Origin of the sequence: uncultured Phycicoccus sp. (assembly GCF_947495705.1) — a bacterium.
Taxonomy (GTDB): Bacteria; Actinomycetota; Actinomycetes; order Actinomycetales; family Dermatophilaceae; genus Phycicoccus.
In genome coordinates, this window is the sequence record NZ_CANLZR010000015.1 from 26,751 (window position 1) to 53,016 (window position 26,266).

The 26,266-nt window shown below is 71.7% G+C and carries 21 protein-coding genes and 1 tRNA gene; 11 read left to right on the top strand and 11 right to left on the bottom strand.

The features are described 5' to 3' along the window. Positions 1–56: 56 nt before the first annotated feature. Positions 57–1,016: a type IV toxin-antitoxin system AbiEi family antitoxin domain-containing protein gene (locus tag Q0963_RS15980; RefSeq protein ID WP_299447985.1), complete on the bottom strand. Its 960-nt coding sequence runs from the start codon at positions 1,014–1,016 to the stop codon at positions 57–59. 130 nt (positions 1,017–1,146) lie between these two features. On the opposite strand from Q0963_RS15980, the gene Q0963_RS15985 reads away from it, so the two are divergent. The 5 genes from Q0963_RS15985 to Q0963_RS16005 all read left to right on the top strand — a co-directional run bounded on the left by Q0963_RS15985 (position 1,147) and on the right by Q0963_RS16005 (position 5,748). Next, the gene (locus Q0963_RS15985; RefSeq protein ID WP_299447987.1) at positions 1,147–1,815 is read left to right on the top strand and encodes a YdeI family protein; all 669 of its coding nucleotides are present in this window, start codon (positions 1,147–1,149) and stop codon (positions 1,813–1,815) included. 10 nt (positions 1,816–1,825) lie between these two features. Continuing rightward, a complete protein-coding gene (locus Q0963_RS15990) occupies positions 1,826–3,067 on the top strand; it encodes a deoxyguanosinetriphosphate triphosphohydrolase (RefSeq protein WP_299447989.1) in 1,242 nt (413 codons plus the stop codon). A 46-nt stretch (positions 3,068–3,113) separates the two neighbouring features. Next, positions 3,114–5,063 carry a DNA primase gene (gene dnaG, locus Q0963_RS15995; protein ID WP_299447991.1) on the top strand — a complete coding sequence of 650 codons (1,950 nt, stop codon included), beginning with the start codon at positions 3,114–3,116 and terminating at the stop codon, positions 5,061–5,063. After that, positions 5,060–5,590 carry a hypothetical protein gene (locus Q0963_RS16000; RefSeq protein WP_299447993.1) on the top strand — a complete coding sequence of 177 codons (531 nt, stop codon included), beginning with the start codon at positions 5,060–5,062 and terminating at the stop codon, positions 5,588–5,590. The genes dnaG and Q0963_RS16000 overlap by 4 nt, the downstream gene beginning before the upstream one ends. Before the next feature lie 85 nt (positions 5,591–5,675). Continuing rightward, a tRNA-Asn gene (locus tag Q0963_RS16005) sits at positions 5,676–5,748 on the top strand. Between the two features lie 267 nt (positions 5,749–6,015). On the opposite strand, the gene Q0963_RS16010 is transcribed toward Q0963_RS16005, so the two are convergent. Next, positions 6,016–8,763, bottom strand: coding sequence for a helix-turn-helix transcriptional regulator (locus Q0963_RS16010; RefSeq protein ID WP_299447995.1), 2,748 nt, complete (start codon positions 8,761–8,763; stop codon positions 6,016–6,018). A gap of 130 nt (positions 8,764–8,893) precedes the next feature. On the opposite strand from Q0963_RS16010, the gene Q0963_RS16015 reads away from it, so the two are divergent. Together Q0963_RS16015 and Q0963_RS16020 are read left to right on the top strand one after the other, a co-directional pair. Beyond that, positions 8,894–9,526 carry a DJ-1/PfpI family protein gene (locus tag Q0963_RS16015; protein WP_299447997.1) on the top strand — a complete coding sequence of 211 codons (633 nt, stop codon included), beginning with the start codon at positions 8,894–8,896 and terminating at the stop codon, positions 9,524–9,526. A gap of 195 nt (positions 9,527–9,721) precedes the next feature. Further along, positions 9,722–10,654: an NAD(P)/FAD-dependent oxidoreductase gene (locus Q0963_RS16020; RefSeq protein WP_299447999.1), complete on the top strand. Its 933-nt coding sequence runs from the start codon at positions 9,722–9,724 to the stop codon at positions 10,652–10,654. 96 nt (positions 10,655–10,750) lie between these two features. On the opposite strand, the gene Q0963_RS16025 is transcribed toward Q0963_RS16020, so the two are convergent. From Q0963_RS16025 to Q0963_RS16035, 3 genes are all read right to left on the bottom strand, one after another. Further along, the gene (locus Q0963_RS16025) at positions 10,751–11,722 is read right to left on the bottom strand and encodes an NAD(P)-dependent alcohol dehydrogenase (RefSeq protein ID WP_299448001.1); all 972 of its coding nucleotides are present in this window, start codon (positions 11,720–11,722) and stop codon (positions 10,751–10,753) included. Positions 11,723–11,829: 107 nt separating this feature from the next. Beyond that, the gene (locus Q0963_RS16030; RefSeq protein ID WP_299448003.1) at positions 11,830–13,254 is read right to left on the bottom strand and encodes an MFS transporter; all 1,425 of its coding nucleotides are present in this window, start codon (positions 13,252–13,254) and stop codon (positions 11,830–11,832) included. Positions 13,255–13,744: 490 nt separating this feature from the next. Continuing rightward, positions 13,745–15,028, bottom strand: coding sequence for an alpha/beta fold hydrolase (locus tag Q0963_RS16035; RefSeq protein ID WP_299448005.1), 1,284 nt, complete (start codon positions 15,026–15,028; stop codon positions 13,745–13,747). A gap of 352 nt (positions 15,029–15,380) precedes the next feature. Here Q0963_RS16035 and Q0963_RS16040 point away from each other — a divergent pair, with 352 nt between their 5' ends. Together Q0963_RS16040 and Q0963_RS16045 are read left to right on the top strand one after the other, a co-directional pair. Beyond that, positions 15,381–16,151: an HD domain-containing protein gene (locus Q0963_RS16040; protein ID WP_299448007.1), complete on the top strand. Its 771-nt coding sequence runs from the start codon at positions 15,381–15,383 to the stop codon at positions 16,149–16,151. A 117-nt stretch (positions 16,152–16,268) separates the two neighbouring features. Beyond that, entirely contained in the window at positions 16,269–17,150 is an 882-nt protein-coding gene (locus tag Q0963_RS16045) for a type II CAAX prenyl endopeptidase Rce1 family protein (RefSeq protein WP_299448009.1), read from the top strand. A gap of 70 nt (positions 17,151–17,220) precedes the next feature. Here Q0963_RS16045 and Q0963_RS16050 read toward each other — a convergent pair whose 3' ends face one another. The 5 genes from Q0963_RS16050 to Q0963_RS16070 form a co-directional block, all read right to left on the bottom strand. Further along, positions 17,221–18,429, bottom strand: a complete 1,209-nt coding sequence (locus tag Q0963_RS16050; RefSeq protein WP_299448011.1) for an alpha/beta fold hydrolase — start codon at positions 18,427–18,429, stop codon at positions 17,221–17,223. 583 nt (positions 18,430–19,012) lie between these two features. Then, positions 19,013–19,882 (bottom strand): amino acid ABC transporter permease, encoded by an 870-nt coding sequence (locus Q0963_RS16055; protein WP_299448013.1) that lies wholly within the window; start codon positions 19,880–19,882, stop codon positions 19,013–19,015. Beyond that, positions 19,879–20,544, bottom strand: coding sequence for an amino acid ABC transporter permease (locus Q0963_RS16060; RefSeq protein ID WP_299448015.1), 666 nt, complete (start codon positions 20,542–20,544; stop codon positions 19,879–19,881). Before Q0963_RS16060 ends, Q0963_RS16055 begins: the two co-directional genes overlap by 4 nt. A gap of 84 nt (positions 20,545–20,628) precedes the next feature. Further along, positions 20,629–21,480 (bottom strand): glutamate ABC transporter substrate-binding protein, encoded by an 852-nt coding sequence (locus Q0963_RS16065; RefSeq protein ID WP_299448017.1) that lies wholly within the window; start codon positions 21,478–21,480, stop codon positions 20,629–20,631. A gap of 61 nt (positions 21,481–21,541) precedes the next feature. Continuing rightward, a complete protein-coding gene (locus Q0963_RS16070; protein WP_299448027.1) occupies positions 21,542–22,270 on the bottom strand; it encodes an amino acid ABC transporter ATP-binding protein in 729 nt (242 codons plus the stop codon). Between the two features lie 123 nt (positions 22,271–22,393). On the opposite strand from Q0963_RS16070, the gene Q0963_RS16075 reads away from it, so the two are divergent. Then, entirely contained in the window at positions 22,394–23,803 is a 1,410-nt protein-coding gene (locus tag Q0963_RS16075; RefSeq protein ID WP_299448019.1) for an FAD-binding oxidoreductase, read from the top strand. On the opposite strand, the gene Q0963_RS16080 is transcribed toward Q0963_RS16075, so the two are convergent. Next, positions 23,800–24,537, bottom strand: coding sequence for a potassium channel family protein (locus tag Q0963_RS16080; protein WP_299448021.1), 738 nt, complete (start codon positions 24,535–24,537; stop codon positions 23,800–23,802). The genes Q0963_RS16075 and Q0963_RS16080 overlap by 4 nt on opposite strands. A 139-nt stretch (positions 24,538–24,676) precedes the next feature. Here Q0963_RS16080 and Q0963_RS16085 point away from each other — a divergent pair, with 139 nt between their 5' ends. Continuing rightward, on the top strand, positions 24,677–26,104 hold the full coding sequence (locus tag Q0963_RS16085; RefSeq protein WP_299448023.1) for a peptide ligase PGM1-related protein: 1,428 nt from the start codon (positions 24,677–24,679) through the stop codon (positions 26,102–26,104). The last annotated feature ends 162 nt before the right edge of the window (positions 26,105–26,266 follow it).

The following is a 26,266-nucleotide window of genomic DNA, read 5'->3' on the forward strand; positions in this document are numbered from 1 at the left end:
CGCCACGGGCCGGAGGTGCGGTCGAGCGGGGTCATGACCCCGGTTCACCGCACCGCTCACGGTGGCGCCGTCCGGGCCAGCGCGTGCCGCACCGCGCAGCGGGGTCCACAGGCCCGGCCGCGCCCGACCCAGCCGCGGCTCCGCAGGGTCTCGTGGACGTCGAGCGCGAGCCCGCACGCGTCAGCCTCGACGTCGACCCACCCGGCCCGCAGGGTGAGCCGGCCCTCGCGCGCCGCGCCCCGGTCGCGGCGCCGGTCGACAGCGAGAAACTCGCCCTCGTGGCCGAGCCGGCCGTCGAGCTCGACGACGACGCGCCACTGCTCGTACTCCGCGTCACGCCGGAGTCGGGACGCCGGCCCGCCGGCGGGCACCTGGAGCCGGGCCCGTGGGAGCCCATGGCGTCGCTCGACCCGCTGCACGTACCCGATCTCGAGCAGGCTCTCGGCGCCCTCCGCCACCACGCCCAGAGCCAGTCCCAGGATCCGACGGTGCCGGTGCCGGGGCCGGGCGTCCAGCGCCGCGACGATCTCCGCGGAGCTGACCCGCCGGCGCTGCACCCAACAGGCCGCCGTCGCCACCGCGTCGCGCCAGTCGGTGCCCGGCGCGTCGGCGAGGTCGAGCACGGTGGTGGCGGCGGTGGTCACGGGCAGCCCTCGCCGCATGACGACGTCGATGCTGCTGCGTTGACGCACCCTCGTCCCGGGGAGCCGCGTCATCCTCCGGCCGCGGGGAACCCACAGCGTGACCATCGCCGGAGGCCCTGACCGGACGCCGTGGAGGTACGCGGCGGAGTCGAGGGCCAGGCCGACACCGTCGCCGCCCCGGAGGACCGTCGCGTGGGCTCGCCCGAGCCAGCCGAGCGGCCCGGTCTGCGCGACGTACAGTCCGCGGCCCAGCCGGCTCCACCGGCCGGACTCGACCCGCCACCGCAGCATGTCCTCGGTGAGACCGTGCTCCCGTGCCTGGTCCACCGACAGGACGCCGTGCTGCAGCCGCACGAGCAGATCCAGATCCATCGGCCGAGCATCGCCGATGGCGCAGGGAGCGCCGTCGAGTTCTCCACAACCTGCACCGACGGTGCGGTCGAGCGGGGTCATGGCACCGCTTCACCGCACCGCTGTCGGTGGGGGGCGGCAGGATGGGACCGTGAGCGAAACGATCGGCACGCCCGGCGGCACGCCCGAGAAGCCGGCGGTGTTCTTCGCCGACGCCGCCGAGTTCGGGCGGTGGCTTGCGGCCCACCACGACACCGCCACCGAGCTGTGGATGGGCCTGTACAAGAAGGCCTCGGGCCGGGGCGGCATCACGTGGGCCGAGGCCGTCCGCGAGGCGCTGTGCTGGGGCTGGATCGACTCCCGGTCCGAGCGCATCGACGACGAGGCCCGACGCCAGCGGTGGACCCCACGCAAGCCGTCGAGCATGTGGTCGCCGACCAACCTCGACGCCGTCGCCGAGCTCACCGCCCAGGGGCGCATGCAGCCGAGCGGCCTCGCGGCCTTCGAGCGGCGCCGCCCCGACCGCTCCGGCATCTACGCCTACGAGACCCGCACGCTCGAGCTGCCGCCCGCCTATGCCCGCCTCCTCGCCGACGACCCCGCGGCCGCCGCGTTCTGGGAGGTCGCGACCCCGGGCTACCGCAAGCTCGTCGTCAACTGGGTGCTCACCGCCAAGCAGGAGAAGACCCGCGACGCACGGATGGCCCAGCTCGTCGCCGACTCCGCCGCCGGGCTGCTCGTCAAGCCGCAGCGGTACGGCACCCCGCCCACCTGGGTCGCGCGGGCGGCCGCGGCGGCCCGGGAGGCCTGCGGGTCGTAGGCTCGCCCGCGTGACGTATGCCGCGCGGGACCGGGAGCGCTGGGTCGCCGAGGACCCCGCCCAGAAGCGGTCCGACCGCGACGACTTCGCCCGCGACCGGGCCCGGCTCCTGCACTCCGCCGCGCTGCGTCGCCTGTCGGCCAAGACCCAGGTCGTCGCCCCCTCGTCCGATGACTTCGTCCGCAACCGGCTCACCCACTCCCTCGAGGTCGCCCAGATCGGCCGCGAGCTCGGCGGGGCGCTCGGGTGCAGCGCCGACGTCGTCGACACCGCCTGCCTCGCCCACGACCTGGGGCACCCGCCGTTCGGGCACAACGGGGAGTCGGCCCTGGACACGCTGGCGGCGCGCATCGGCGGGTTCGAGGGCAACGCCCAGACGCTGCGCATCCTCACCCGGCTCGAGGCCAAGCGCACCCACGCCGACGGCCGCCCGGCGGGCCTCAACCTCACCCGCGCGAGCCTCGACGCCGCCACCAAGTACCCGTGGCGGCGCGGGGAGGCCCCGACCCCGACGACGAAGTTCGGGGTGTACGAAGACGACCTCGACGTCTTCGCGTGGATCCGCGACGGCGCGCCGCCCGGACGTCGGTCCTTCGAGGCCGAGGTCATGGACTGGTCCGACGACGTCGCCTACTCGGTGCACGACGTCGAGGACGCGATCGCCTCCGGGTGGCTCGACCCGCGGATGCTGCGGGACACCACCGACGTCGAGGCCGTCCTCGCCGTGGCCGCCCGGGTGTACGACCCGGACCTCGAGGCCGACGCCCTCGGCGCCGCGCTCGAGCGGGTCCTCGCCTCCGGGGCCGTCCCGACCGGCCACGACGGCAGCCGCCGGGCGCTCGCGGCCCTCAAGGACATGACCTCGCGGCTCATCGGCCGGTTCGCCGTCGCCGTCGAGTCCGCCACCCGGGAGGCCTGCGGCGACGGCCCGCTCGTCCGCCACGAGGCGACCCTCGTCGTCCCTGCGGAGGCCCGCGCCGAGACCGTCGTCCTCAAGGCGGTGGCGGCGCACTACGTCATGCACGCCGCCGAGCGGGTGGCGCTGTACGAGGCGCAGCGCGAGGTGGTCGCCGAGCTCGTCGCGGCCTTCGACAGCGACCCGACCCGGCTCGACCCCGACCTGCGGGCCGACCACGCCGCGGCCCCCGACGCCGACGCCGCGCTGCGGGTCGTCATCGACCAGGTGGCCTCGCTCACCGACGTGCGCGCCCTCGAGCTGCACCGCCGCTGGTGCCGCCGCGCGACGCGCTGACGTCGGCACGACCTAGACTCGGGCACACACGAGAGGGAGAGGTCGGGTGGCGGGTCGGATCAAGGCCGAGGACATCACGTCGGTCAAGGAGCGCTCCTCCATCGAGGACGTCGTGCGCGACCACGTGACGCTGCGCCCGGCGGGGGTGGGCTCCCTCAAGGGGCTGTGCCCGTTCCACGACGAGAAGACCCCGAGCTTCACCATCCGCCCGTCCGTCGGCACCTACCACTGCTTCGGCTGCGGCGAGGGCGGCGACGTCCTCGACTTCGTCCAGAAGGTCGAGCACCTGACGTTCACCGAGTCCGTCGAGCGGCTCGCCGCCAAGGTGGGCATGGAGCTGCGGTACGAGGAGGGTGGCGGCCCGCGCGAGGGCGGCGCGTCGCTCGGCAAGCGGTCGCGGCTGCTGGAGGCCCACCGGGTCGCCGAGGAGTTCTACACCGGCCTCCTCCTCGACCGCGCCCGCGGCGACGCGCGGGTCGGGCGCGACTTCCTGCGCGAACGCGGCTTCGACGCCGCGGCCGCCGAGCGCTTCGGGGTGGGCTTCGCGCCGGCTGACGGCGACGCCCTGACCCGGCACCTCCTGCAGCGCGGCTTCACCGAGGACGAGGTCACCACCGGCGGCCTCACCGGCCGCGGTAGCCGGGGGCTCTACGACCGGTTCCGTGGCCGGCTCGTGTGGCCGATCCGCGACACCACCGGCGACACGGTCGGGTTCGGCGCGCGTCGGCTCTTCGAGGAGGACCGGATCGCCGCGAAGTACCTCAACACCTCCGAGACCCCCATCTACAAGAAGTCCCAGGTCCTCTACGGCCTCGACCTCGCGAAGAAGGCCATCGCGGTCGACCGCCGGGCCGTCGTCGTCGAGGGCTACACCGACGTGATGGCCGCCCACCTGTCCGGCGTCGAGGGCGCGGTCGCCACCTGCGGCACGGCGTTCGGGGTCGACCACATCAAGATCCTGCGGCGCATCATGCGCGACGAGGCCGACCATGCCCCCGCCCGCGTCGTCTTCACCTTCGACGGCGACGCCGCCGGCCAGAAGGCTGCGATGAAGGCCTTCGGCGAGGACCAGCGCTGGGCGGCACAGTCGTTCGTCGCGGTCGCCCCCGACGGCATGGACCCGTGCGAGCTGCGGCTGGCCAAGGGCGACGCGGAGGTCGCGGCCCTCGTCGACAACGCCGTCCCGATGTTCGAGTTCGCGGTCCGTACGACGATCCGCCGCTTCGACCTCGAGACCGCCGAGGGCCGGGTGCAGGCGATGAAGGCCGTCGCCCCGATCATCGGCTCCATCCGCGACACGAGCCTGCGCCCCGAGTACACCCGCACCGTCTCCGGGTGGCTCGGCATCGAGGTCGAGCAGATGGCCGCCGAGGTGAAGAAGGCCGGCCGGCTCGCGAGCACCGACGACGCGGGCCCCGACCGCCGCCCGAGCCCTGCGGGGACCGACGAGGTGCCGGAGCCCGGCCCCGGGGAGGGCTCCGTCTCGCTGCCGCCGCCCGACCTGCGCGACCCCGTCGTCGCCGTCGAGCGCCAGCTGCTCCAGGCGCTCGTGCAGTACCCGACGCAGTTCCCCGAGGCCGACCTCGAGGCGCTCGACCCCGAGGCGCTCACGGCGCCCGCGCACCGGGCCGTCCTCGACGGCATCCGCATCGCCGCCGCGAACGGACGCCGCACGGGGTCCACGGCGGCCTGGGTGGCGGCCATCGGTGAGGCGGCACCGGTCCCCGTCCGGGGCCTGGTCGCCGAGCTGTCGGTGGCGCCGCTGCCGGTCCGGTACGACTCGTCCACCGGGCTGCCGCCGCGTCGCTACCTCGACAGCCTGCTCATGGGCGTCCGCGACGCCCACCTCGGGCGGCGGATCGCCGACGCGATGGCCACGCTGCGCCGCATCCAGAACGACCCCGCCGCCGACCAGTCCTCGCTGCGCGAGCGGACGACGGCCCTGCACGCCCTCGAGCTCGAGCGCGTCCGGCTCCGGGAGGCCGCCACCTCATGAGACTCCACTGGACCGGCCTGCGCAGGCCGCAGGTCCCCGACGACGTCGCGGCGGTCATCCCGCTCGCGGCCGGCGAGAAGCTGCTCGCCTGGGCCACGGGCGAGCAGGGCCTCACCGTCGTTGCCGGGCGGCACCGCCTGTACGTCGTCACCGCGGCTCCCGGGTCCGACCCCACCCTCGTTCTCGACCGGCCGTGGCACCTCGTCGATGCCGGCACCTGGTCCGAGGAGGGTGTCCTGCGCGTCGTGTGGGTCGACGGCCGGCCACCGCTGCGGGTCGTGCTCACAGAGCCCGGCATGCTGCCCGAGACGCTGCGCGAGCGGGTCCAGGCCTCGGTGGTACTCGCCGAGACCCTCGACCTCGGCGGGCGACGCACCGCGAAGGTGGTCGTCCGGCGCGACCTCGCGACCCGTCGGCTGCTGTCCCAGGCCGTGCTCGGCACGGGCGTCCGCTCGAGCGACCCCGGGGTGGACGAGCAGGTGCGGGCCGGTCTCGCGCGGGTCCGCGAGCAGGTCGGGCTGGACTGAGGGGCGCCCGGTGGGGCCGATTTCGTGCCGCGCGTCCGGGGTTGCTATCGTGGCGTCGCTGCCGCGGCGATCCCGTGGTGGCCCTTCCCCTGTAGCTCAACTGGCAGAGCATTCGGCTGTTAACCGGAGGGTTGTTGGTTCGAGTCCAACCGGGGGAGCATCACGAGAGGCCCCTGACCTGCGGAGACGCAAGGTCAGGGGTTTCTTGCATTCCGGGGCATCGGCTATGCATCGTTGAGTGTTGGCGTCGACCATTGAATCCCTTTCATGGCGGGAGCAGGTCACCGCTTGCCATGGCTCGGTCCTTGGCAGGACAGCGGATGGCTGTGCGTGACCTGATCGGGCGACCGGCTGCCCGCGGGCGGGGGTCCCGCGCAGCGGCTGCGCGCCCGTCGTCGGCGCCGGACGGGGCGACGTCGAGGAGGTCAGCTGAAGTCGAGGTGCGCGAGTTCGGTCCGCGAACTGACGCCCACCTTGGTGAACACGTTGCGCAGGTGGAACGCGACAGTGCGCGGTGACACCCAGCACTGGGCCGCGACGTCCTTGTTCGACAGGCCGGTGCTGACCAGCTCGGCGACCTTGAGCTCCATCGGGGTCAGGGCGAGCAGGGTGGATGGGTCGCGTTTGCGGGCCGTTTCGCCGGATGCCCGTAGCTCTTGGGTGGCGCGCTCCGCCAGGGGTTTCGCGCCCAGGTCGGCGAAGGCGTCCAGCGCCGACCTCAGGTGGGTGCGGGCATCCACGCGACGGTTGGTGCGGCGCAGGAACTCCCCATAGGCGAGCTGGGTGCGTGCCAGGTCGTAGGGCCGTGACGCGTGCCGGTAGTGACCGACCGCACGCTCGAACCCCGCCGTTGCGTCCGCGTGATCGCGCGAGGTCAGGGCACGGCCCAGATCGACGGCGCCGAGCGCCCAGCCGTGCTGACTCTTGGTCGCGAACGGGGTCAGCTCGTCCACCCACGCCAGAGCCTGCTCTGTGTTGCCGGCGCGGACGGCCGCCTCGAGCCGATCGACGGCGGCCAGCCGGTGCAGGGCCGGCACGCGCATCCCCGACAGGTAGTGGAGTGCCCCCGGCGCGTCACCGTGCGCGGTGGCGTGGGCGCCCTTGGCCCACCGGGTGACGTCGTGCGTGGGGCCGGCCATGATGCCCAACGGGTACGTGGACGCAACATCCTCGAACGCCGCGAGCTGGTGGTCGAAGTCGTCAGTACCGGTGAGCGCGGCCAGCAGGGTCAACACGGCCAATGGCGCGGCGGTCAGGGTCGGCTGTCCAACGCTGCCCGCCAACCTGAGGGCTTCGTCGGCGGAACTGCGCACTGATGTCCACGCGCCGGTGGGAAGCTGGCCGAACATGAGGCGCTCGAGGGCGTAGATGACGACCATGCCGGCACCAGCCTCGCGGGCGGTGGACACCATGGCGGAGTAGTAGAAGCGGGCTCCTTCGTCGTGGCCCAGGTGCAGAGCGGTGTTGCCGAGGTTGCCCATCACGTCCAGGTCCTCAACCTCGCGTCCAGCCTCCAAAGCCCGCGCCAGAGCGGTAGTGGCGCGGCCCCAGTCCTGCTCCCCGGAGGCGGTGAGGGTGCGCAGCAGCAGCCGCAGGCACCGTGTCCGAGGTGTGTCCTGATCGGTCGTGCCCAGCAGATGCGTCAGCTGGGACTCCCCGAGGGTTGCGCCGCTGTCGGCGCCGTACGTGCGGTTCAGGGCCGCGGCACAGGCCATCTCCAAAGCGCGCCCGCTGTCGTGGTCCGCGACCGTGCGAGCCGCGACCGTGAAGATGCGGTGTGCGTCCACGGCGGAGCCGACATTGACCTCGATCCGTGCCCGGAGACGGTCGATGTCGGCTCGCTGAAGGGGGTCGACCGTGAGCTCACGCGCTGAGGAGGCCAGCGCGCGGGCGCGGACCGCGTGCCCGGCCGCCCACGCGGTGCGCCCGGCTCCGAACAGTCGAGTGGCCCGATCCTTCTCGTTCACCGTCAGTGCGGCCGCCCGCTCGAATGCGTCGGCCGCAGCGAGGTGGCCGCCGCGTTGCTCGGCGCGAACAGCGACGTCGGCCAGGGCGTGGGCGACGTCCCCGTCAGGTCCGTCGGCTGCTGCGGCACGGTGCCATGTCGCACGGTCCGGGTCGTCGCGGCCGACCGCCTGGGCGAGGGCGCGGTGGGCTTGGCGCTGCTCGAAACTGGTCGCCGCCTGGTACACGGCTGACCGGACCAACGGGTGCCGCACCGCCACAGTGTCACCGCTGATCGTCAGCAGGTTTGACCGCTCAGCGTCCTCCCACGCGGTGGCGTCGGCGCCGAGCGTTGCGGCGGCTTGCCGGACGGTGGCGACCCGCCCGGTGGCGTCGGCCGCCGCGACCAGGAGCAGCGTCTGCACCTCCTGCGACAGGAGGCGGCACCGGTCCAGGAACGCGCGTTCGACGCCTGCGGTCAACGTGAGCTGTCGCGGCAGGGGCTCTTCGCCGTGCAGCTGGGCCGAGCTCAGCCCGGTGGGCAGTTCCATCAGGGCGAGGGGGTTTCCGCCCGTTTCGCGCAGCAGACGCTCCGCGACCTCACCCGGCAGCGGGTCCCCGCCGCGTTCGTCGAGGAGCTGGCGGGCCGCGTCGTCGTCGAGGCCGTGGATCTCGAGGACGGGCAGTCCCGGTGGGGCGAACGGTTGTCGGGTCGTGTCGCCGGTCCTGGCCGCGAAGACCATGGCCACCGGGTCCGCAGCCAGCTGCCGAGCCGCGAACAGCAAGGCGTCCGCCGATGCTGAGTCGAGCCAGTGCGCGTCGTCGACGACGCACAGCAGCGGCTGGTCGGGTTCCGCTGCGTCGGTCAGGGCGGACAGGGTGGCCACGCCGACGAGAAAGGGCTCGACCGTGGGTCCGTCCTCGACGCCGAACGCGAGACGCAGCGCGCGCGCCTGAGGGGGAGGGAGCCGGTCGAAGTCCAGGACGGGACGCAGCAGCCGGTGCAGCGCCGAGTATGGCAGAGGTGACTCCGACTCGACCCCGGCGGTGCGAACCACCCGAAAGGTGCCGTCTTCACCGGCCTTCCGGGGGGTGGTCAGGTCCCGCAACAAGGCGGTCTTGCCAACACCGGGCTCTCCGAGCACAACCAGGACGGCACCGCGTCCGGTGCGTGCCTGGTCCAGCAACGCAGCAAGGCGCGCTTGCTCGGGCTCGCGGCCGTGTAGCACCAGCCGACGGTACCGCTGATCGGGGCCACTCCCAGAGGCATCCCGGCACATTGACCGGGGCGAGCCCTGCATCGAAGCGCGACCGTGGATTCACCGAGAGAACCCCACGCCGTTACCGAAGGATTCCGCCATGACCTCGCTCACCGTCCCCGTGGGCCCCATCGCGCCCGCTACCACGAAGCACATCGGCATCCTGCTGTTCGACGACGTCGAAGAGCTCGACGCAGTCGGTCCGTGGGAGATCCTGTCCAACTGGACCCTCACCTACCCGCAGGACGGCTGGGCGGTCACCCTCGTCTCCAAGGACGGCCGTCCGGTACGCGCGGCCAAGGGCATGGTGATCGGCGCCCACCACTCGTTCGACGAGGTGCCACCGATGAGCGTGCTGATCCACCCGGGCGGGCCGGGTTCACGGGTCCTCATGCGCGACGAAGACCACCTCGCCTGGGTCCGCGGGCAGCGCGCGACCGTTCCGCTGATGACCAGCGTCTGCAGCGGCGCACTGGTGTACGCCAACGCCGGTGTGCTGGCAGGACGGCCCGCGGCCACACACTGGCAGTCCCTTGAGCTGCTGCACGAGCTCGATCCGTCGATCAACGTGGACTCGAAGGCCCGCTTCGTCGACGACGGGGACGTCATCACCAGCGCCGGGGTCAGCGCTGGCATCGACATGGCCCTGCACCTGGTCTTCCGGCTCGCCACTGCCGACCGGGCTCGTGCGGTGCGCAGTGACGTGCAGTACGACCCTCAGCCGCCGGTCTGATCATGCAGACGAGCGATCGCGGTCGGTGGCCTCGAGCGGCAGGCCGACCATGGTCTGGAGAGGGGGGCGAGGGGTTGGGCCCTGCGTTCAGCGGCGCCCCCCGTGAAGGGAGCTGCGTGGTGACCAGGACTTCGAGGTTCTGGATGGCCCATCCGACTATTGCCTCGTCCGTCGCTGTTGGGCCACAGTCCTGCCATGGAGTCGTGCGAGGTCCTGGTTGTGGGGGGCGGGGCTGCCGGCCTGTCGGCTGCCTTGGTGCTGGGCCGGGCTCGTCGAAGAGTGGTGGTGGTTGACGTTGGCGCCCCGCGCAATGCCCCAGCGGCGCACATGCAGGGGTTCTTGTCCCGAGACGGCATGCCGCCGGCCGGCCTCCTCCATGTCGGTCGCGATGAGGTCCGCGGGTATGGGGTGACCATCACCACGGGTTCCGTCAGCGAACTCGTCAAGACTGCTGCCGGGTTCGAAGCCCGCCTGGAGTGTGGTCAGCGGGTCGGCGCGCGCAAGGTCCTGGTCGCGACTGGCCTGCGTGACGAGCTGCCTGACATCACCGGTCTGCGCCAACGTTGGGGGACAGACGTGCTGCACTGCCCGTACTGCCACGGGTGGGAGGTGCGCGACAAGGCGCTCGGTGTTCTCTGGAACGGGCCGGACACCGCCCGGTTCGCCAACATCGTGCGGCAATGGACGAGTGACCTGGTTCTGTTTGCTCCTGACGACGTACTCGCTGAGGCGGACCGCCCGCTCTTGGCGGCCCGCTCGGTTCGCGTCGTCGAAGGTGGTGTCGACCGCGTCGTCGTCGAGAGCGACCACCTGACCGGGGTCCTGATGCGCGATGGTCGCACGGTAGCAAGGGATGCCCTCTTCGTGCCGCCGCGCCTTGTCCCCAATGACACTTTGCTCACCGGGCTCGGGTGCCTGACGGACGACCTGGGTTGGGTGGTGGTGGGGGTCAACGGAACCACCAGCATTCCTGGGGTATGGGCCGTGGGCAACGTGAGCAACCCGCGGGCTCAGGTCATCACCGCTGCTGGCGAGGGGTCCGCTGCGGCCATCTCCATCAACGCGGACCTCGTCGACGACGACGTTCGTGAAGCCGTCCACGAGGTCACCCAGGTCGCCCCTCCCTGAGCGGGAGACCCTGGTAGCCCTGCCGGCGTCGTTCTGTCACGGCGGGTTCGGCAGGGCGGGCGGGCGTTGAGATGCGGCTGGTGACGCCGACACCCATCAGTCCTTAGGAATGATCACCACCTTGCCGCGAACCCTGCCGGCCTCGAGGAGGCGCATCGCATCCTTCGCGTGGGACAGCGGGTAGCTCTCCGCGATGCTCGGCGTCAGCTGCCCGGCCTGGAGGTGTTCGGCGAGGACCTGCAGGTCGCTGGCGCGTTCCTTGGCCATGAGCAGGGCGAGGCGCTGACGGACGAACAGCGACATCATCGCCCCGCGCAGCTGCCTGCCCATTCCGGTGATGTTGCCGGTGTTCTCGCTGCCGACGAAGACAACGGTGCCGCGAGGCGTGAGGGCGCGGCGCAGTCGCCGGAGGGAGGAGCCACCGCCGATGTCCAGGATGAGGTCGTAGTGGCGGGTGCCGTCGGCGAAGTCGTCGCGGTCGTAGTCCAGGACGTCGTCGGCGCCGAGGCTGCGGACGAAGTCGGCCTTGGCGGCGCTGGCGACCCCGGTGACCCGAGCTCCCAGGATCTTGGCGAGCTGGACGGCGTAGCTGCCGACGCCACCAGACGCTCCGATGATGAGGACCTCCTGGCCGGCCCGGAGCTTGCCGACGTCTCGGAGTGCCTGCAGGGCGGTGCCGGCAGAGATGGGGACCACGGCGGCTTGGGCGAACGTGAGGTTCTCAGGCTTGTGGGCGAGTTTGTTCTCGGGGCCGACCGCGTACTCGGCGAATGAGCCTGGGGCAACGCCGTAGACCTGGTCTCCGGCAGCGAACTGGGTGACGGCTGAGCCGACCCTGACCACGGTGCCGGCGACGTCCCGTCCGGAGATGGGCATCTTGGGTCGCCGCAGCCCCGTCGCCATCCGCATCGCGTAGGGCTTACCGGTCATGAGGTGTTCGGTACCGCGGTCTAGCCCGGCGGCGTGCACCTTGATGAGCACGTCGTGGTCGCCGGGCTCGGGGACGGCCACGTCGTCGACGCGCAGGACCTCGGAGCTGCCGTACCTGTCTTGGATGACTGCCTTCATGGTGACTTCCTGGTTGAGGAGGGAGGTGGTTGCGCTGCTGTTTCTCATGGTGTTCCTGTCTTTCACTGGTGGGTATGGCCTACCCGGATGGTCGGGTTGGGTAGGGGTCAGTGCCGCGCTCGGGCGATGGTGGAGCCGAGGACAGCGGCGGTAAGGGCCACGGCGGCCGCGGCGGTGAACGCGGCAGCGAAGCCGGTCGTGCCGAGGGTTTGGCCGAGGGGACCGCTTGCGGAGATGCCGATGGCGGTGAAAGTGGCGGTGCCGAGGGCCGCGCCCACCTGGGTGGCTGACCCGGCGAGGCCGGACGCGAGGCCGGTGTGAGTGTCGGGCACTGCGCCGGCGATGACCATGGTCGTGGGGGTGAAGCTGAGGGCCACTCCGACGGCGACGAGGAGCAGGCCGGGCAGGACGGCGGTGAGGTAGCCGCTCGCGGTGGGTGCGTTGGCGAGCCACAGATGGCCGACGGCAAGGACGACGAGCCCGGCGACCAGACTGTGCTGCGGGCCAAGGGCGCGCACGATGCGCGGCAGCAGGCTGAGGGAGAACGCGAATCCGGCCAGGGAGGTGGGGACCATGGCCAGGCCCGCCTGTGCTGGCGCCATGGTGAGGGCCTGCTGCAGGTAGAGCGCGACGAGGATGAAAGTGGAGGCTCTTGCAGCGCCGCCCAGCACGGCGAGGCCGACGCCGGTGGTCAGGGTACGGGAATGGAACAGGTCGAGCGGCAGCAGCGGGTCGGCGGTGCGGCGCTCGATGCTGACGAACAGGGCGGCGAGTGAGGCGGACGTGGTGAAGGCGGCGATGACGGTCGGAGACGCCCAACCGTGGTCGGCGATGCCGAGGGCGCCGTGGACGAGGGCGACGACGGCGCCGGTGATGGTGGCGGCGCCGCGCCAGTCGAATCGGCGCCGGGTGCCGCCTCGGGCGCCTTCGGGCAGGAGGCGTCCGGCAAGGGCGACGGCGGCTACGGAGACGGGGACGGTGACGAGGAAGACGGAGGCCCAGCCGAACGCGCCGACGAGTAGGCCGCCGGCCATGACGCCGGCTGCGCCGCCGAGCGCCGACGCTGCGCCCCAGATGCTCATGGCGCGGGCTCGCGACTGGCCGCCGAACGTGAGCAGGAGCAGGGACATGGCGGCGGGGCTGAGTGCGGCGGCGCCGACGCCCTGGACGACGCGACCACCGACGAGCTGGGGCGCGCTGGACGCGGACGCCGCGAGGAGTGTGCCGGCTGCGAAGAGGATGGAGCCGCCCACGAGCAGGCGTCGGCTGCCGAACAGGTCCGCGGCCCGCCCGGCCAGGAGCAAGAGCCCACCGAAGGACAGGACGTAGGCGTTGACGACCCAGGTGATGGCAGTGGGCCGCAGGTCGAGGTCTGCCTGGATGGATGGCAGTGCCACGTTGACGATGGACGTGTCCAGCATGACCACGAACTGCGCGGACACGAGCAGGGCCAGGGCGGCCCAGCGGCCACCAGCGGTGTGTGCCCTTCCGGCGGTGCCGCTGCCGGTGGAGGCGGTGAGGGTGGTAGTCATGCGGGTTCCTTTGCTGGTGCTGGCGTCTGCGTGTTCCCACGGTCGTCGAGTGGGCGGTTGCTCGCCCCGGCGCAATGGCCGGGATTGGCCGGCTGACGGGCTGGAGGTTGACGGCGTGCGCCCGTGGCGTCGCTGACGGAGGTCACCTTCGGGGCACGGCCGCGGGGGCGCTCGTAGCCGGAGAATCGGCGGCAGTGAGGGATGTGCGGGCGCCGGCGACGCCAAGGGTCAGCAGGCAAGTGCGGCAGAGGCGACGGACAGGATCCGGTGAGGGAGGGGTCATCCATTCGAGTGCGCGGGTGCGCAGGCCCAGGGAGGCGGCGCGGGGGAGGAAGTAGTGGTCCGGAGCGGCCCGCCTCTGGGGCGGGCCGCTCCCCGGGCCGCCGGCGCCGGTGCAGGATTGGGCGTCGCGAGCCTCGGCGGTCACCTGGAGGGGTGAGATGACCGGGAGCGGAGCTTCGAGACAGGTCTCGAAGGGGCGTGGCGGTGGTCATCGCGCGGTGACGGAGCCCTGGGTGCGGGTGGCGGTGACGACGTCGGCGATGGCGGTCACGGACTGAGCGGCACCGGTCGGGTTGTGGAGGAACCCGACGTGGTCCATCTCGGCGACGGTATGCCGGCTGTTGGTGGACAGGGCGGCCATCTGCTCCTGTGCTGTGGCCCACCCGGGCTTGGAGTCGACGTTGGCCTTGGCGGTGAGGACGACGAGCGGTCGGTCCCCCAAGCCGGTCATGGCCTGCGACTGAGCGAACGCCGTGGGCAGCTCGGCCTGCTCGGCGCGCTCGCCGGCCCAGCCGCGGGGGCTGTCCGCGAACGCTGCCGCCTGCCGGCCGGCGTTCCCGGGCAGGTCCGGGGCGCCCAGGGCCTGCATCAGGAGGCCGACACCGAAGCGGAACAGGGTCGGCACGGCCGCGAGGCCCCGGCGCATGACCTGGTACTCGCCGTTGAACGACGTGACGACCTTGGCCTGGTTCGGGCTGGCGCTGTCGAGCAGGACGAGCCCAGCCACCTGGGAGGGGTACAGGTGTGTGTAGGTCATGGCGTGGACACCCCCGGAGGAGTGTCCGACCAGGACGAACGGGCCGCTCTCACCGGCGACGGTGAGGAGCTCGTGCAGGTCGGTGGCGGCGGTGGTCGCGTCGCTCGGCTTCGACGAGTCTTCGCTCCAGCCCTGGCCTGCACGGTCGTACGCGCACACGCGGGTCTTGTCGCCGACAGGCGGAAGGACGCGCGCCCACTGGGGCGACGTCTCTCCGAGCCCGTTGAGCAGGACGACGGTGGGGGCGCCGGTGCCGACGCAGTGCAGGTGCAGGCGGTACCCGCCCACGTCGACGAGCCGACCCGGCGCCGGACCCGTAGCGGTCTGGGGGTCACCGACAGCGACTTGGGCCACGCCACCAAGCCCAGCCGCGACCACGAGGGCGGCGACGGAGTAGACCATGAGCCGGGCCACGCGGCGTGGCAGGTCACGACGGGTGCGCCACACGCTCCACAGGCCGAGCGCGACGAGCGCGGGCGCCCAGACCCACGGTAGGCGGCTCATCGCGGGCTCACCGGGGTCGAGCAGCGCCATGGCGGCGCCGCTGACGGCGAGAGCTGCCGCAGGCAGGTATGCCCACGTCTGTGGACGGTTGGTGTACCGGGTGGTGAGCGAGGCGAACAGGACCCAACCGGCGGCGAACGCAACGAGCGCCCCGCCGACGACTCGGGCCTCCGACGCCGACGGCAGCACGACGAACGTGCTGGCGGCGCCCGCGAGGGCGCCAGCGGACATGGACGCGAGGGTGATGCGGGCGAACGGGCCCGTCGGCGGTGCGGGCGGGCGGGTCGAGACCGGCATCGTGCTGGCTGTGAAGGTGCGCATGGTGGTCTTCCGGTTCCTGGCCGTCCGGTGCGGTCGGCCACACACCCCACGGTCGCGGTGGACGCTGGTCGCTCGCCCCGGTCACATGGCCGGGATTGCGCGCCCGTTTCCGGCGACTGCTCCCGCTCGGGTCGGCGCGCAGGAGAGGGTCTGTTACGCGGACTCGAACCCGGCCACTTGACCGGGGCGAGCCCGTGCGTCGCGTGACACAGTCGAAGTCTGACAACGACATTGCGGGCCCGTGCCCAGGACCGGATGAGAGATGACGATGAACGTCGAACCGACGCTGGGAACCATCGACTGGAGTCGCCGCACCGGCGGCCGACTGGAGCGCGGGCAGCGACGAGGGCTGCTGGCCGACGTCGTCCGGGTCCATGCGGCCAACGCGGTCGGGCGAGTGCGCCTGGCCGTGCACCTGCACCCGGGACGCAACGCCCACCTCGCGCCGTCGCGCCTGCTTGCGCCCGACTCGGCCCTGACCCGAGCGGCGACGCACGCCGCCACCCGCGTCCTCCCATCGGTTCTGCTGGGGCACAGCCATCGCACGTACACGTTCGGACGCGCACTCGGCGAGCTCGAGGGCATCGACGTCGACACCGAGTTGCTGTACGCCGCCGCGCTGCTGCACGACACGGGCCTTGTCCTCGCTGCGGGTACCGACGACTTCACCCTGGCGTCCGCGCGGGTGGCATGGGACGTCGCAGAAGAGGTCGGCCTGTCCACAGCAGCCACCGAGACGCTGCAGACGGCCATCACCATGCACCACAGCCCCCACGTCACCCCTGACGCAGGCCCCGTCGCGTACCTGCTGTCCGCAGGCGCTGGGGTCGACGTTGTTGGTATCCGTTCCTGGGATTTGCCCACAAGCGTCCTCGATAGCGCGGTGACCGACCACCCGCGCGAGGGGTTCAAGAAGTACTTCGCCCGGGCGTGGGCGGACGAAGCCGCCCGGGTGCCTGAAGGCCGGGCTCGCCTGCTTCGCCAGTACGGGGCTTTCACCACCGCCGTCAGGTTGGCCCCGTTCGACGAGTGACCGGACCCGTTCAACCTGACTGGATCCCGGCCGTTGTGCCGGGGCGAGCGGTCTGCCGGACGAGCAGGGTTGGGAACACGAGAAGGCGGACTCAGCTCTCTCGCATCCTGAACGGAGATGACGGCCATGACCCTTCTGGACAGCCTGCAGCCCGCGACCACGACGAACACCACGCGTCTGCAGGGCCGCGACAGCTGCCGCCGGAGGCGGCTGGTCGAAGCAGTCGCCTTTGTGGCGGTGTGGATGACGATCGGCTACCTGTTCCGGCTGAGTGCCAACGGCTACCTCTTGCTGGGTGTCCCGCTCACCGCCGTGTTCCAGCTCGCGGTGCGGCGCCGCCCGCTGCGCGAGCTGTTCGCGGGTGACACCAGTCGGTTCGCCCTGAGCCGTCGTGGCGTGGCCATGGCGATGGTGCTGGCCGTCGTCCCGGTGTTCTACGCGATCCAGGCGGCGGCCGCCGCCGACTGGACCTTGTTCGGTTGGAACATGGCCGCTGTCGCCGGCGCGGTTGCAGCAGCCTTCTCGCTGCGGGCCGGCACCGTCCTCGGCGCGCTGCGCTCGGCAGCCTTGCCGATCGCCATCGGGGCGAGCGGATTTGCGATCGTGTTCGGCATCGTGCACGTGGTGACCGGGACGCCGCTGCCGGCGCTGGCGGCGTTGGGCGCCCTGGTCAAGTACACCGCCTTGTACTTCCCTGCCACGTTCCTGCTGGAGGAGGTCGCGTTCCGTGGAGCGCTGGATGCGCACCTGCATCACAGCGGCGACTCACGTGGCTGGCAGTCCGCGGTCTTCGTCTCGGCGCTGTGGGGGCTGTGGCACCTGCCCGTCTCATTGGTGAACCTGCCCCTGCCGCTGGTGGTCGCCGAGCTCGTCGTCGTCCATGTCCTGCTCGGCGTTCCGCTGTCGTTTGCCTGGCGGAGCAGCCGGAACCTGGCCGGACCGGCTCTGGCGCACGCAGTGAACGACGCCGTCCGCAACGCCGTCATGATCGGGCTGTAGGACCAAGCGCAGTCGCTGTCGCGAGGCCGACGGACGCGCGGTGTCCACGATCCCGGTGGACACCCGTGCGTTACCGAGCCAGCGGTTGGTTGCTCCGAACGGCTGCGACCACGTCAAGGATCGCCTGGGTCGTATTGGCTGCGTCGGCCTCGTTCGCGACCAGCTCCGCGTGGGCGGCCCCTTCCACGGTGCGGTGCGAGGTGTTGGTCGACAACGTGGCCAGCCGGTCCTGCTTGGTGGACCAGTCGGGGGCACTGCCGACGCCGGCCGTCAGCACCACGAGTGGCGTCGCGGCCAGGTCCGTGAGTGACGCGGCCTCCCGAGCCGAGGCGCCGGCCTGGATGTACTCATCGATCGTGCTGCGCACACCCTCTGGCGTTGCCATGCTGGCTCGGACCTGGCCGCGCGAACGCGGTGGCAGTGTGCCGGCCTCGGTCGTCGCGTACAGGCGGCTCAGTCCCACGCGGGCACTGCCCGAGAGCAACGCCGAGGCCCGGCCCAGCACGTCATACGAGCTCGCGGAGCGGGGCGCGGTCGGGGTCGCACCCGGGGTCGGTGCCGTTGAGTCGACGAGCACCATCCCGGCGACGTCGTCGGGGTAGCGGGCGGCGAAGGTCAGCGTGTAGAGCCCTCCGAAGGAATGCCCGGCCACCACGTACGGCCCTGGCACGTTCGCGCGTTGCAGCAGGGTGTGCAGGTCGGCCGATATCTGCTCGGCGTCCTGGGCGGTGTCCGCCGGCTCGCTCCACCCTCGACCTGCCCGGTCGTACACGCACACCCGGGTGGTGCGGGCCACGGCTGGTGCGATCCAGGCCCAGTTCGAGGACATCTCACCACCGCCGGGTTGGACCACGACCGTGGGACTGCCTGACCCGGTGCACTGTAGGTGCAGTCGGTGCCCGTCAACCGCGAGCAGCTGGCCGGGCATCGGGTAGGCCCTGGCATCGGCAGCGGCGCCCAGGGCCTGGTAGACGCCCCCGACGGCAGCGAGAGCCAGCACGACCAGCACCGGGTACAGCAGCACCCTCCCGCTGCGACTGTGCAGGTCTCGACGCACTCGGACCACCATCCACGCCACCATGGCCAATAACACCGGCGGCCACACCCAGCTGAGCACGCCGGTGGTCCAGGAGCCGAAGGCCAGAAGAAGCAGGCCACCCACCCCCATGAACACCGACGGGACGAGGGCCCACCGCTGCGGTTGATCGGTGAAGCGCACCGAGAACACCGCCAGCATCGCCCAGCCCAGAGCAAACCCACACAGCAGCGCGCCGGTCATGCGGGGTTCCTGGGCGGGGACCACCGGGATGAACGCCAACAGCAGACCGCCGAGAAGGCCGGCGACCAATGAGCCCGCAGTGACCCGGCCGATGTGGCCTCGAGGGTCCCCGCCATCGGCCGCCAGCTCCGACCCGCTCTTCCCGTGCATCGGTGCGGGGGTCGTGGGGCTACCAGGTGCGGTCGGGACAGTGGCCACAGCGGACTCCATTCCGTGGACCGTCGGCGACGCGTGAGCGCGCTGTCCGCACCTGAGGCGCGCGCCGTCATCCTGACGTTAGGGCCCTGCCGCGGACGGCTGAAACCCCCCAGGTGGACTATGCGTCGGACTGATCAGTCCACATCATCGAAGGTGTCGTCGAGGTGATGGAGGTCGGCGGTCGGCCGTTGCGAACACCGCCGCGGTGAGGTCATCCATCCGGCTCTGTGTCGGGGAACGACTCATTTGTGCAGCTGAGAGGCATGCTCAGTCCCATTGAGTCCACGTGAGGCCAACTGGAGGGAACGTCGGTTCGAGTCCAACCGACCAGAAGGGCCCGGACCGCATGCGGTCCCGGCCCTTCTGCGTGGGGTCGTCCTCGTGCTCAGGCGGGTCCCGCGGCGGACGCGGCTGCCATCGGCGTGCCGGCCGAGCGCTTCTTGCGCTGCATGAAGCCCTCGACGTAGCTCGCGAGCCGGGTGAGGAGGTAGTTGATGACGATGAACAGGAACGCGGCGACGAGGTAGGCGGGCACGGTGTTGGCGTACGCCGAGCCCAGGGTCTTTGCGGAAGTGAGCAGCTCGGGGTAGAGCACCACGGTGCCGAGCGCGGTGTCCTTGAGCACGACGACGAGCTGGCCCACGAGCGCCGGCAGCATGGCGCGCAGGGCCTGCGGGAGCTGGACGATGCGCAGCGTCTGGAAGTCGGTGAGCCCGATCGACATGCCGGCCTCTGACTGGCCCTTCGGCAGGGAGTGCACGCCCGAGCGGACGAGTTCGGCGATGACCGAGCCGTTGTAGAGCGTCAGCGCGAGGACGACCGCCGCGAACGGGGCGTACTGGTTGGGCAGCCACGACGCCGTGGCGAAGTAGCCGAAGAAGAAGAACACCATCATGAGCAGGACCGGCACCGAGCGGAAGAACTCGACGACGACGCTGCTGACCCAGCGCACCGACCGGAAGGGCGAGAGCCGCCCCATGCCGAAGATGATGCCGAAGGCGCCGGCCAGGACCACGGAGGCGGCCGCGGCCTTCGCCGTCTCCCAGAGGCCGGGAAGGAGGTACGCGGTCCAGACGGCCTTGTCGGTGACGAAGGGCTCCCACATGAAGCCCTGCAGCTGGTTGGCGGAGTCCATCTTGCGGTAGACGACCCACAGGGCGAGGAGGACGAGGAGGGCCCCGACCCCGGTGAGAATGCGGTGCCGCAGCCGGGCCTTGGGCCCGGGCGCGTCGAAGAGGACGGTCTCGGCGCTCATCGCTTCACCGACAGACGTCGCGACAGGTTGGTCGTCGCGATCCCGATCGGGAGGGTGAGGATGACGAAGCCGAGCGCGAAGATGAAGAACGTCGGCAGGCTCGCGCCCTCGTTCTCGGTGATCTCCGCCAGCAGCCCGGCGGACTCCGCGGTGCCGAGGATGACGGCGGCGACCGTGGTGTTCTTGATGAGCGCGATGAGGACGGACCCGAGCGGGGCGATGGACCCGCGGAACGCCTGAGGGAGGAGCACCTCGCGCATCGACTGCGCGAAGGTGAGCCCGATGGAGCGGGCCGCCTCGGCCTGCCCGGCCGGGATCGTGTTGACACCGCTGCGCAGCGCCTCGCAGACGAAGGCCGCGTGGTACACGGCGAGCATGATGACGGCCCACCAGTAGGCGTTGCGCGTCGCCTGCTCGTCGAGCTGCAGCCCGAGGATGAAGGTCATCCCGAGGATGCTGAACGCCATGAGGAGGGTCAGCGGGGTGTTGCGGATGAGGTTGACGTAGAGCGAGCCGATGGTTCGGAGGATGCCCACGGGGGAGACCCGCAGAACGGCGATGACCGTGCCGATCACGAGCGCGCCGACTGCGGAGAGGACCGACAGCTGGATGGTCACCCAGAAGGCGCCCAGGATGTCGTAGTTACGGAGGATGTCGCCCATCGCTCACCTTTCGGCCGGGGCTCGTGCTCTGCGCGGTGACACCGCCCGCTCGGGGCGGGCGGTGTCACGCGCGGCGAGCGTCGGTCAGGAACAGGCGTCCGGGGTGGGCGGGTTGCCCGCACCCGGGGTGTAGCCCGCCTTGCCGAGGTTGTCGTCGACGGCCTTCTGCCACGAGCCGTCCTCGATCATCTTGTTGATGGCGTCGGTGACCTGCTGGCACAGCTCGGTGTCGTCCTTCTTGAGGCCGACGCCGTAGCGCTCCTCGGAGAAGGTCTGGCCGACGACCTTGAGCTTGCCCTCGTACTGCGGCTGCGAGGCGTAGCCCGCGAGGATGGTGTCGTCGGTGGTCAGCGCGTCGACGCCGTTGGACACCAGGGCCGCGACGCACTCGGAGTACGTGCCGAACTCCTGGAGGTTGACGCCCGGGACCTGGTCCTTGACCTTCTGCGCCGACGTGGAGCCCGTGACCGAGCACAGCTTCTTGCCGTCGAGGGTGTCGGGGCCGGTGATCGAGCTGTCGTCGGCGCGGACCAGGAGGTCCTGGCCGGCGACGAAGTACGGGCCGGCGAAGGAGACCTTCTCCTTGCGCTCGTCGGTGATGGAGTACGTCGCGAAGATCAGCTGGACCTGGCCGGTCGAGATGAGGTTCTCGCGCTGGGCGCTGGGGGCCTGGACCCACTCGATGGCGTCCTCTTCGTAGCCGAGCTCGCCGGCGACGTACTTCGCCATGTCGACGTCCATGCCGGTGTAGTCGTTGCCCTGCTTGAGGCCGAGGCCCGGCTGGTCGAACTTGATGCCGATCTTGATGCTGTCGCCGCCGCCGTTGCCGCCGCCGGTGTCGCCACCACCGGAGCCTCCGTCGTCGGAACCGCAGGCACTCGCCGTGAGCGCGAGGACCGCCGCCGCGGCGACGAGTCCGATCCGGTTGGTCTTCATCAGGTTCCTCCTGTGTTGGGCGACTCGTGGTCGCTCGGGCGGCCGGTCGGCCGTTGGGGGGTCAGTGGCTGAGGATCTTGCCGAGGAAGTCCTTGGCGCGATCGCTCTTGGGGTTGGTGAAGAACTCCTCGGGGGTGGCCTCCTCGACGATCTTGCCGTCGGACAGGAAGACGACCCGGTTGGCGACCTTGCGCGCGAAGCCCATCTCGTGGGTGACGACGACCATGGTCATCCCGCTCTGCGCCAGCTCGACCATGACGTCGAGCACCTCGTTGATCATCTCGGGGTCGAGTGCCGACGTGGGCTCGTCGAAGAGCATGACCTTGGGGTCCATGGCGAGTGAGCGGGCGATCGCGACGCGCTGCTGCTGCCCGCCGGACAGCTGCGCGGGGTACTTCTCGGCCTGGTGGCCGATGCCGACCCGCTCGAGCAGCTCCATGGCGCGCTTCTCGGCCTCTGCCTTCTTCATCCCGCGCACCTTGATCGGGCCGAGGGTGACGTTCTCGAGGATCGTCTTGTGGGCGAAGAGGTTGAAGGACTGGAAGACCATGCCGACGTCGGCGCGCAGCGCGGCCAGCTGCTTGCCCTCCTCGGGCAGCTCGGTCCCGTCGATCGTGATCGAGCCCGACTCGAAGGTCTCGAGCCGGTTGATCGTGCGGCAGAGCGTCGACTTCCCGGAGCCCGAGGGGCCGATGAGGATGATGACCTCGCCCTTGTCCACGGTGAGGTTGATGTCCTGCAGCACGTGGAGGTCACCGAAGTGCTTGTTGACGCCCGACAGGACGACCAGGGGCTCGCTCATACTCCTGAACCTAGTTGCGCGAGGCCCCCGCTGGGAAACAGCACCCGACGATCGGGTCCTGATCGTGACCGTTCCGAGACCTGCCGGATGCGGTGGTGGATGATGCCTGTCATGCCTTCGTCCGCCCCCGCTGCCGTGCGCGCGGCCCTCGCCGACGCCGTCCCGGACGTGTACTGGACCGACCGCCCCGCGCTGCGGCCGACGCCGCGCCCCGCGCTCACGGGGAGCGGGCACCGCGCCGACCTCGTGGTCGTCGGCGGCGGCTTCACCGGCCTGTGGGCCGCGATCCAGGCCAAGGAGGACGACCCGACGCGCGACGTCGTCGTGCTCGAGCGCGGCCGGCTCGGGGTGGCCGCCTCGGGCCGCAACGGCGGGTTCGTGTCGCCGTCGCTCACCCACGGCCTTGCGCAGGGCCTGGCGTGCTGGCCCGACGAGGTCGGGACGCTGGAGCGCCTCGGGGCCGAGAACTTCGCCGGGCTCGTGGAGTCCGTGAAGACGTACGGCATCGACGCCGACCTCCACGTGCCGGGGGAGCTGACGATGGCGCTCGACGAGCGCCAGGTCGGCACCGTCCGCGAGGCGTACGACCTGCATCGGGCCCACGGCGTGCCGGTGTCGCTCCTCGACGCCGGCGAGGCCCGGGCGCGGGTGGACTCGCCCCGCTACCTCGGCGGCATGCTCGACCCCACCGTCGGCCTCGTCGACCCGGCCCGCCTCGTCTGGGGGCTCGCGGCGGCGGCCGAGGGGCTCGGCGTCCGGATCCACGAGGACACCGCGGTCACGGGCTTCGACGAGGAGACCTCGAGGGTGCGCGTCCGCACCGAGTGGGGGAGCGTGCGCGGGCGCCGGGTCGTCGTCGGCACCGGCGCCTTCCGCGGCGTTCTCAAGCGGCTGGCGTGGTACACCCTGCCCGTCTACGACCACGTCCTCATGACCGAACCGCTGACCGCCGAGCAGCTGGCGTCGGTCGGCTGGGAGGGGCGTGAGGGGCTGACCGACGCGGGCAACCAGTTCCACTACTACCGCCGCACCCTCGACGACCGGGTGCTGTTCGGCGGGTACGACGCGAACTACCACTTCCCGGGCCGGATCGACGCGCGCTACGAGCAGTCGGCCTCGCACGACCTCCTGGCCGCGCACTTCCTGGCGATCTTCCCGCAGCTCGAGGGCATCCGAATCACGCACCGGTGGGCCGGGGTCATCGACACGACGTCTCGCTTCACCCCGGTCTTCGGCACGGCGCTCGCCGGGCGGCTCGCGTACGCCGTCGGCTACACCGGGCTCGGGGTGGCCTCGACCCGGTTCGGGGCGCGGGTGGCCCTCGACCTCGTCGACCGCCGCGACACCGAGGTGACCCGCCTCGGGATGGTCCGGCGCAAGCCGTTGCCGTTCCCCCCGGAGCCGCTGCGCGGACTCGGCGTCAAGGTCACTCGGGCGAGCCTGGCGGCCGAGGACCGCACTGGGCGGCGCAACCTGTGGCTCAAGGCGATGGACGCCGTGGGGATCGGCTTCGACAGCTAGGTCGCGCGGTCGGCGCGCAGGTCGTCGACGGTGGCCTGGAGCCGGGCGATCTGCTCGGACAGGGCCCGGACGTCCTGCTCGGTGGCGGTCCGCGCGGTCTCCTCGATCTCCTCGACCCGTTCGATGAGCCAGCTGGCGAGGGTGGCGGTGACGACGCCGATGAGCGCGATGCCCGCGAGCATCAGGCCCGCCGCGACGAACCGGCCCGCGGTGGTCACGGGGTACTGGTCGCCGTACCCGACGGTCGTCACGGTGGTGGCCGCCCACCAGATGGCGTCGCCGAAGCCCTCGATGTTCGAGCCTGCACGGTCGCGTTCTGCATCGAGGATGGCCAGGCTCGCGACGAACATCGTCATGACGGCGGCGCCCGCGACGTACACCGACACCCGGCCGCGCAGCGACCCGCCGGCCTTGCGCTGCAGCACCGCGAGGAGCGTGACGAGCCGTAGGAGCCGCAACGGCCGCAGCAGGGGGAGGAGCACGACGAGGAGGTCGAGCCAGTTCTTGCGGACGAAGGTGGCGCGGTGTGAGGCGAGCCGCAGCCGGACCGCGTAGTCGACGGCGAACATCGCCCAGGCCACCCACGACACGACCTCGGTGGTCGTGACCCAGGTCGTCGAGAGGCTGGGGTCGAGGATCGGCCAGGCGTAGGCGAGGAGGAAGACGAGGGCGGCGAAGGTCAGGGGCCACTCGCCGGCCTTCTCCCAGCGCTGTCTGCGGGCGTCGTCGCTCATCCGGCCATGCTGTCACGCGGGATGTCCGGGCCCGAGGACGTCGGCCGGGGGTGGCGGGCCGGGGCCCAAGGTCCCTTGCCCGACCGGTCGGGGAGGCGCACGCTGGATGCGGGGGTGACGGCAGGACCGAGGTGGTTGCGTGGCCTGGGACGAGAACCAGCAGCGGCTGGCCGCCGCCCTGCGTGCCCACCGGCCGGGGTCGGGGGTCCCGCACGTCGTCGTCTCGCTGCCCTCGCTGAGCATCGCGGCGTCACTGCTGGCGCACTACGGCGCCCGCCTGCCGGTGCTCGAGCACCGCTACCTGCTCGGTCTGACGCGCCTGGCCCGGGTCCGCGACTGCGAGCTGGTCTTCGTGTGCTCGGTCGCCCCCTCAGCCGACGTCGTCGACGACTACCTCGACCTGCTGCCGGCCCGGGACCGTGCCGACTGCCGCCGCCGGTTCCGGGTGCTCGCCGTGGGCGACCCGTCACCGCGGGCCCTGTCGGCCAAGCTGCTCGCACGTCCCGACCTCGTGGAGCGGCTGCGGCAGTGGGTGGGGGACCGGCCGGCGTTCCTGGACCCGTGGAACGTCACCGGCGACGAGGTGCGGATCGCCGACGCGCTGGGGATGCCGGTCAACGGCACGGCGCCGCACCTGGAGGTGCTGGCGCGCAAGAGCGCCGGGCGCCGGTTGCTGCGGGACGCCGGGGTGCCGGTCCCCGTCGGGGTCGAGGACGTCCGCAGCCCCGAGGCGGTGCTGGCGGCGGTCGCGGACCTGCGCGGGTCGTTGCCGGGCTGCCACGGGGTGGTGGTCAAGACCGACGACAGCGGGGCCGGCGACGGGAACCGGGTGCTGCGGTGGGACGAGGAGGACCGGCCCTGCGACAGCGTCGCGGCCTTCCCCGACTGGTACGTGGCCGACCTCGCCGAGGGTGGCATCGTCGAGGAGCTCGTCGAAGGGGTGCGCTTCGCGAGCCCGAGCGTCCAGGTCGACCTCGTCCCGGACGGGCCGCCGCAGGTCCTCGCCACCCACGAGCAGGTCCTCGGCGGGGAGGGTGGCCAGGTGTACCAGGGGTGCACGTTCCCGGCGGCGGACGAGTACGCCGCCCGCCTCGGGGAGTACGGGCTCGCGGCGGCCCGCACCCTGGCACGGCGGGGAGCACTGGGCCGGCTCAGCGTCGACTTCGCGGTCTCGTCCGCGCCGGGCGAGCCGTGGCGCATCGCGGCCCTCGAGATGAACCTGCGCAAGGGTGGCACGACCCATCCGCTCGACGCGCTGAGCTCCCTGGTGCCCGGCCGGTACGACGTGGCGGCGGCCCGCTGGGTGACGCGGGACGGGTCGAGCCGCTTCTACGAGGCGACCGACAACCTGGTCGACCCCGCCTGGCGCGGCCGGGAGGCCCGCGACGTGCTGGACGCTGTCCGCGCCGCGGGGCTGCGTTTCGACCCCGTCACGGGGGTCGGGGTGGTCATGCACATGCTGCTGGGGCTCGAGGTGGACGGCCGAATCGGGCTGACGGCCATCGGGCGGTCCCGCGAGCACGCCGCCGACCTGTTCCTGCGGACGGGCGAGGTCCTGCGGGCCTGAGCGACCGGACAAGCGTGGGATGTGGGTGAGAACCGTCGGCCGGGCGCCGTTCTTCACCCACGATCGCCCGGGTGTCCGGTGGGGCTGTAGGACTTCGGGTGATTCTTGACGGTTCTAGGTCGGTTGATCCTTGACGCTCTTGGGTCAGTCTGTCGGGTTCTT

Excerpts from the sequence above, each read along its gene's own strand:
- Q0963_RS16030 (WP_299448003.1), bottom strand. The coding sequence starts at position 13,254 with ATGACTACCACCCTCACCGCCTCCACCGGCAGCGGCACCGCCGGAAGG.
- Q0963_RS16055 (WP_299448013.1), bottom strand. The coding sequence starts at position 19,882 with ATGAGCGCCGAGACCGTCCTCTTCGACGCGCCCGGGCCCAAGGCCCGG.
- Q0963_RS16040 (WP_299448007.1), top strand. The coding sequence starts at position 15,381 with ATGACGATGAACGTCGAACCGACGCTGGGAACCATCGACTGGAGTCGC.
- Q0963_RS16080 (WP_299448021.1), bottom strand. The coding sequence starts at position 24,537 with ATGAGCGACGACGCCCGCAGACAGCGCTGGGAGAAGGCCGGCGAGTGG.
- Q0963_RS16045 (WP_299448009.1), top strand. The coding sequence starts at position 16,269 with ATGACGGCCATGACCCTTCTGGACAGCCTGCAGCCCGCGACCACGACG.
- Q0963_RS16065 (WP_299448017.1), bottom strand. The coding sequence starts at position 21,480 with ATGAAGACCAACCGGATCGGACTCGTCGCCGCGGCGGCGGTCCTCGCG.
- Q0963_RS16075 (WP_299448019.1), top strand. The coding sequence starts at position 22,394 with ATGCCTTCGTCCGCCCCCGCTGCCGTGCGCGCGGCCCTCGCCGACGCC.
- Q0963_RS16020 (WP_299447999.1), top strand. The coding sequence starts at position 9,722 with ATGGAGTCGTGCGAGGTCCTGGTTGTGGGGGGCGGGGCTGCCGGCCTG.
- Q0963_RS16060 (WP_299448015.1), bottom strand. The coding sequence starts at position 20,544 with ATGGGCGACATCCTCCGTAACTACGACATCCTGGGCGCCTTCTGGGTG.
- Q0963_RS16025 (WP_299448001.1), bottom strand. The coding sequence starts at position 11,722 with ATGAAGGCAGTCATCCAAGACAGGTACGGCAGCTCCGAGGTCCTGCGC.
- Q0963_RS16050 (WP_299448011.1), bottom strand. The coding sequence starts at position 18,429 with ATGACCGGCGCGCTGCTGTGTGGGTTTGCTCTGGGCTGGGCGATGCTG.
- Q0963_RS16000 (WP_299447993.1), top strand. The coding sequence starts at position 5,060 with ATGAGACTCCACTGGACCGGCCTGCGCAGGCCGCAGGTCCCCGACGAC.
- Q0963_RS15980 (WP_299447985.1), bottom strand. The coding sequence starts at position 1,016 with ATGGATCTGGATCTGCTCGTGCGGCTGCAGCACGGCGTCCTGTCGGTG.
- Q0963_RS16015 (WP_299447997.1), top strand. The coding sequence starts at position 8,894 with ATGACCTCGCTCACCGTCCCCGTGGGCCCCATCGCGCCCGCTACCACG.
- Q0963_RS16035 (WP_299448005.1), bottom strand. The coding sequence starts at position 15,028 with ATGTCCGCTGGCGCCCTCGCGGGCGCCGCCAGCACGTTCGTCGTGCTG.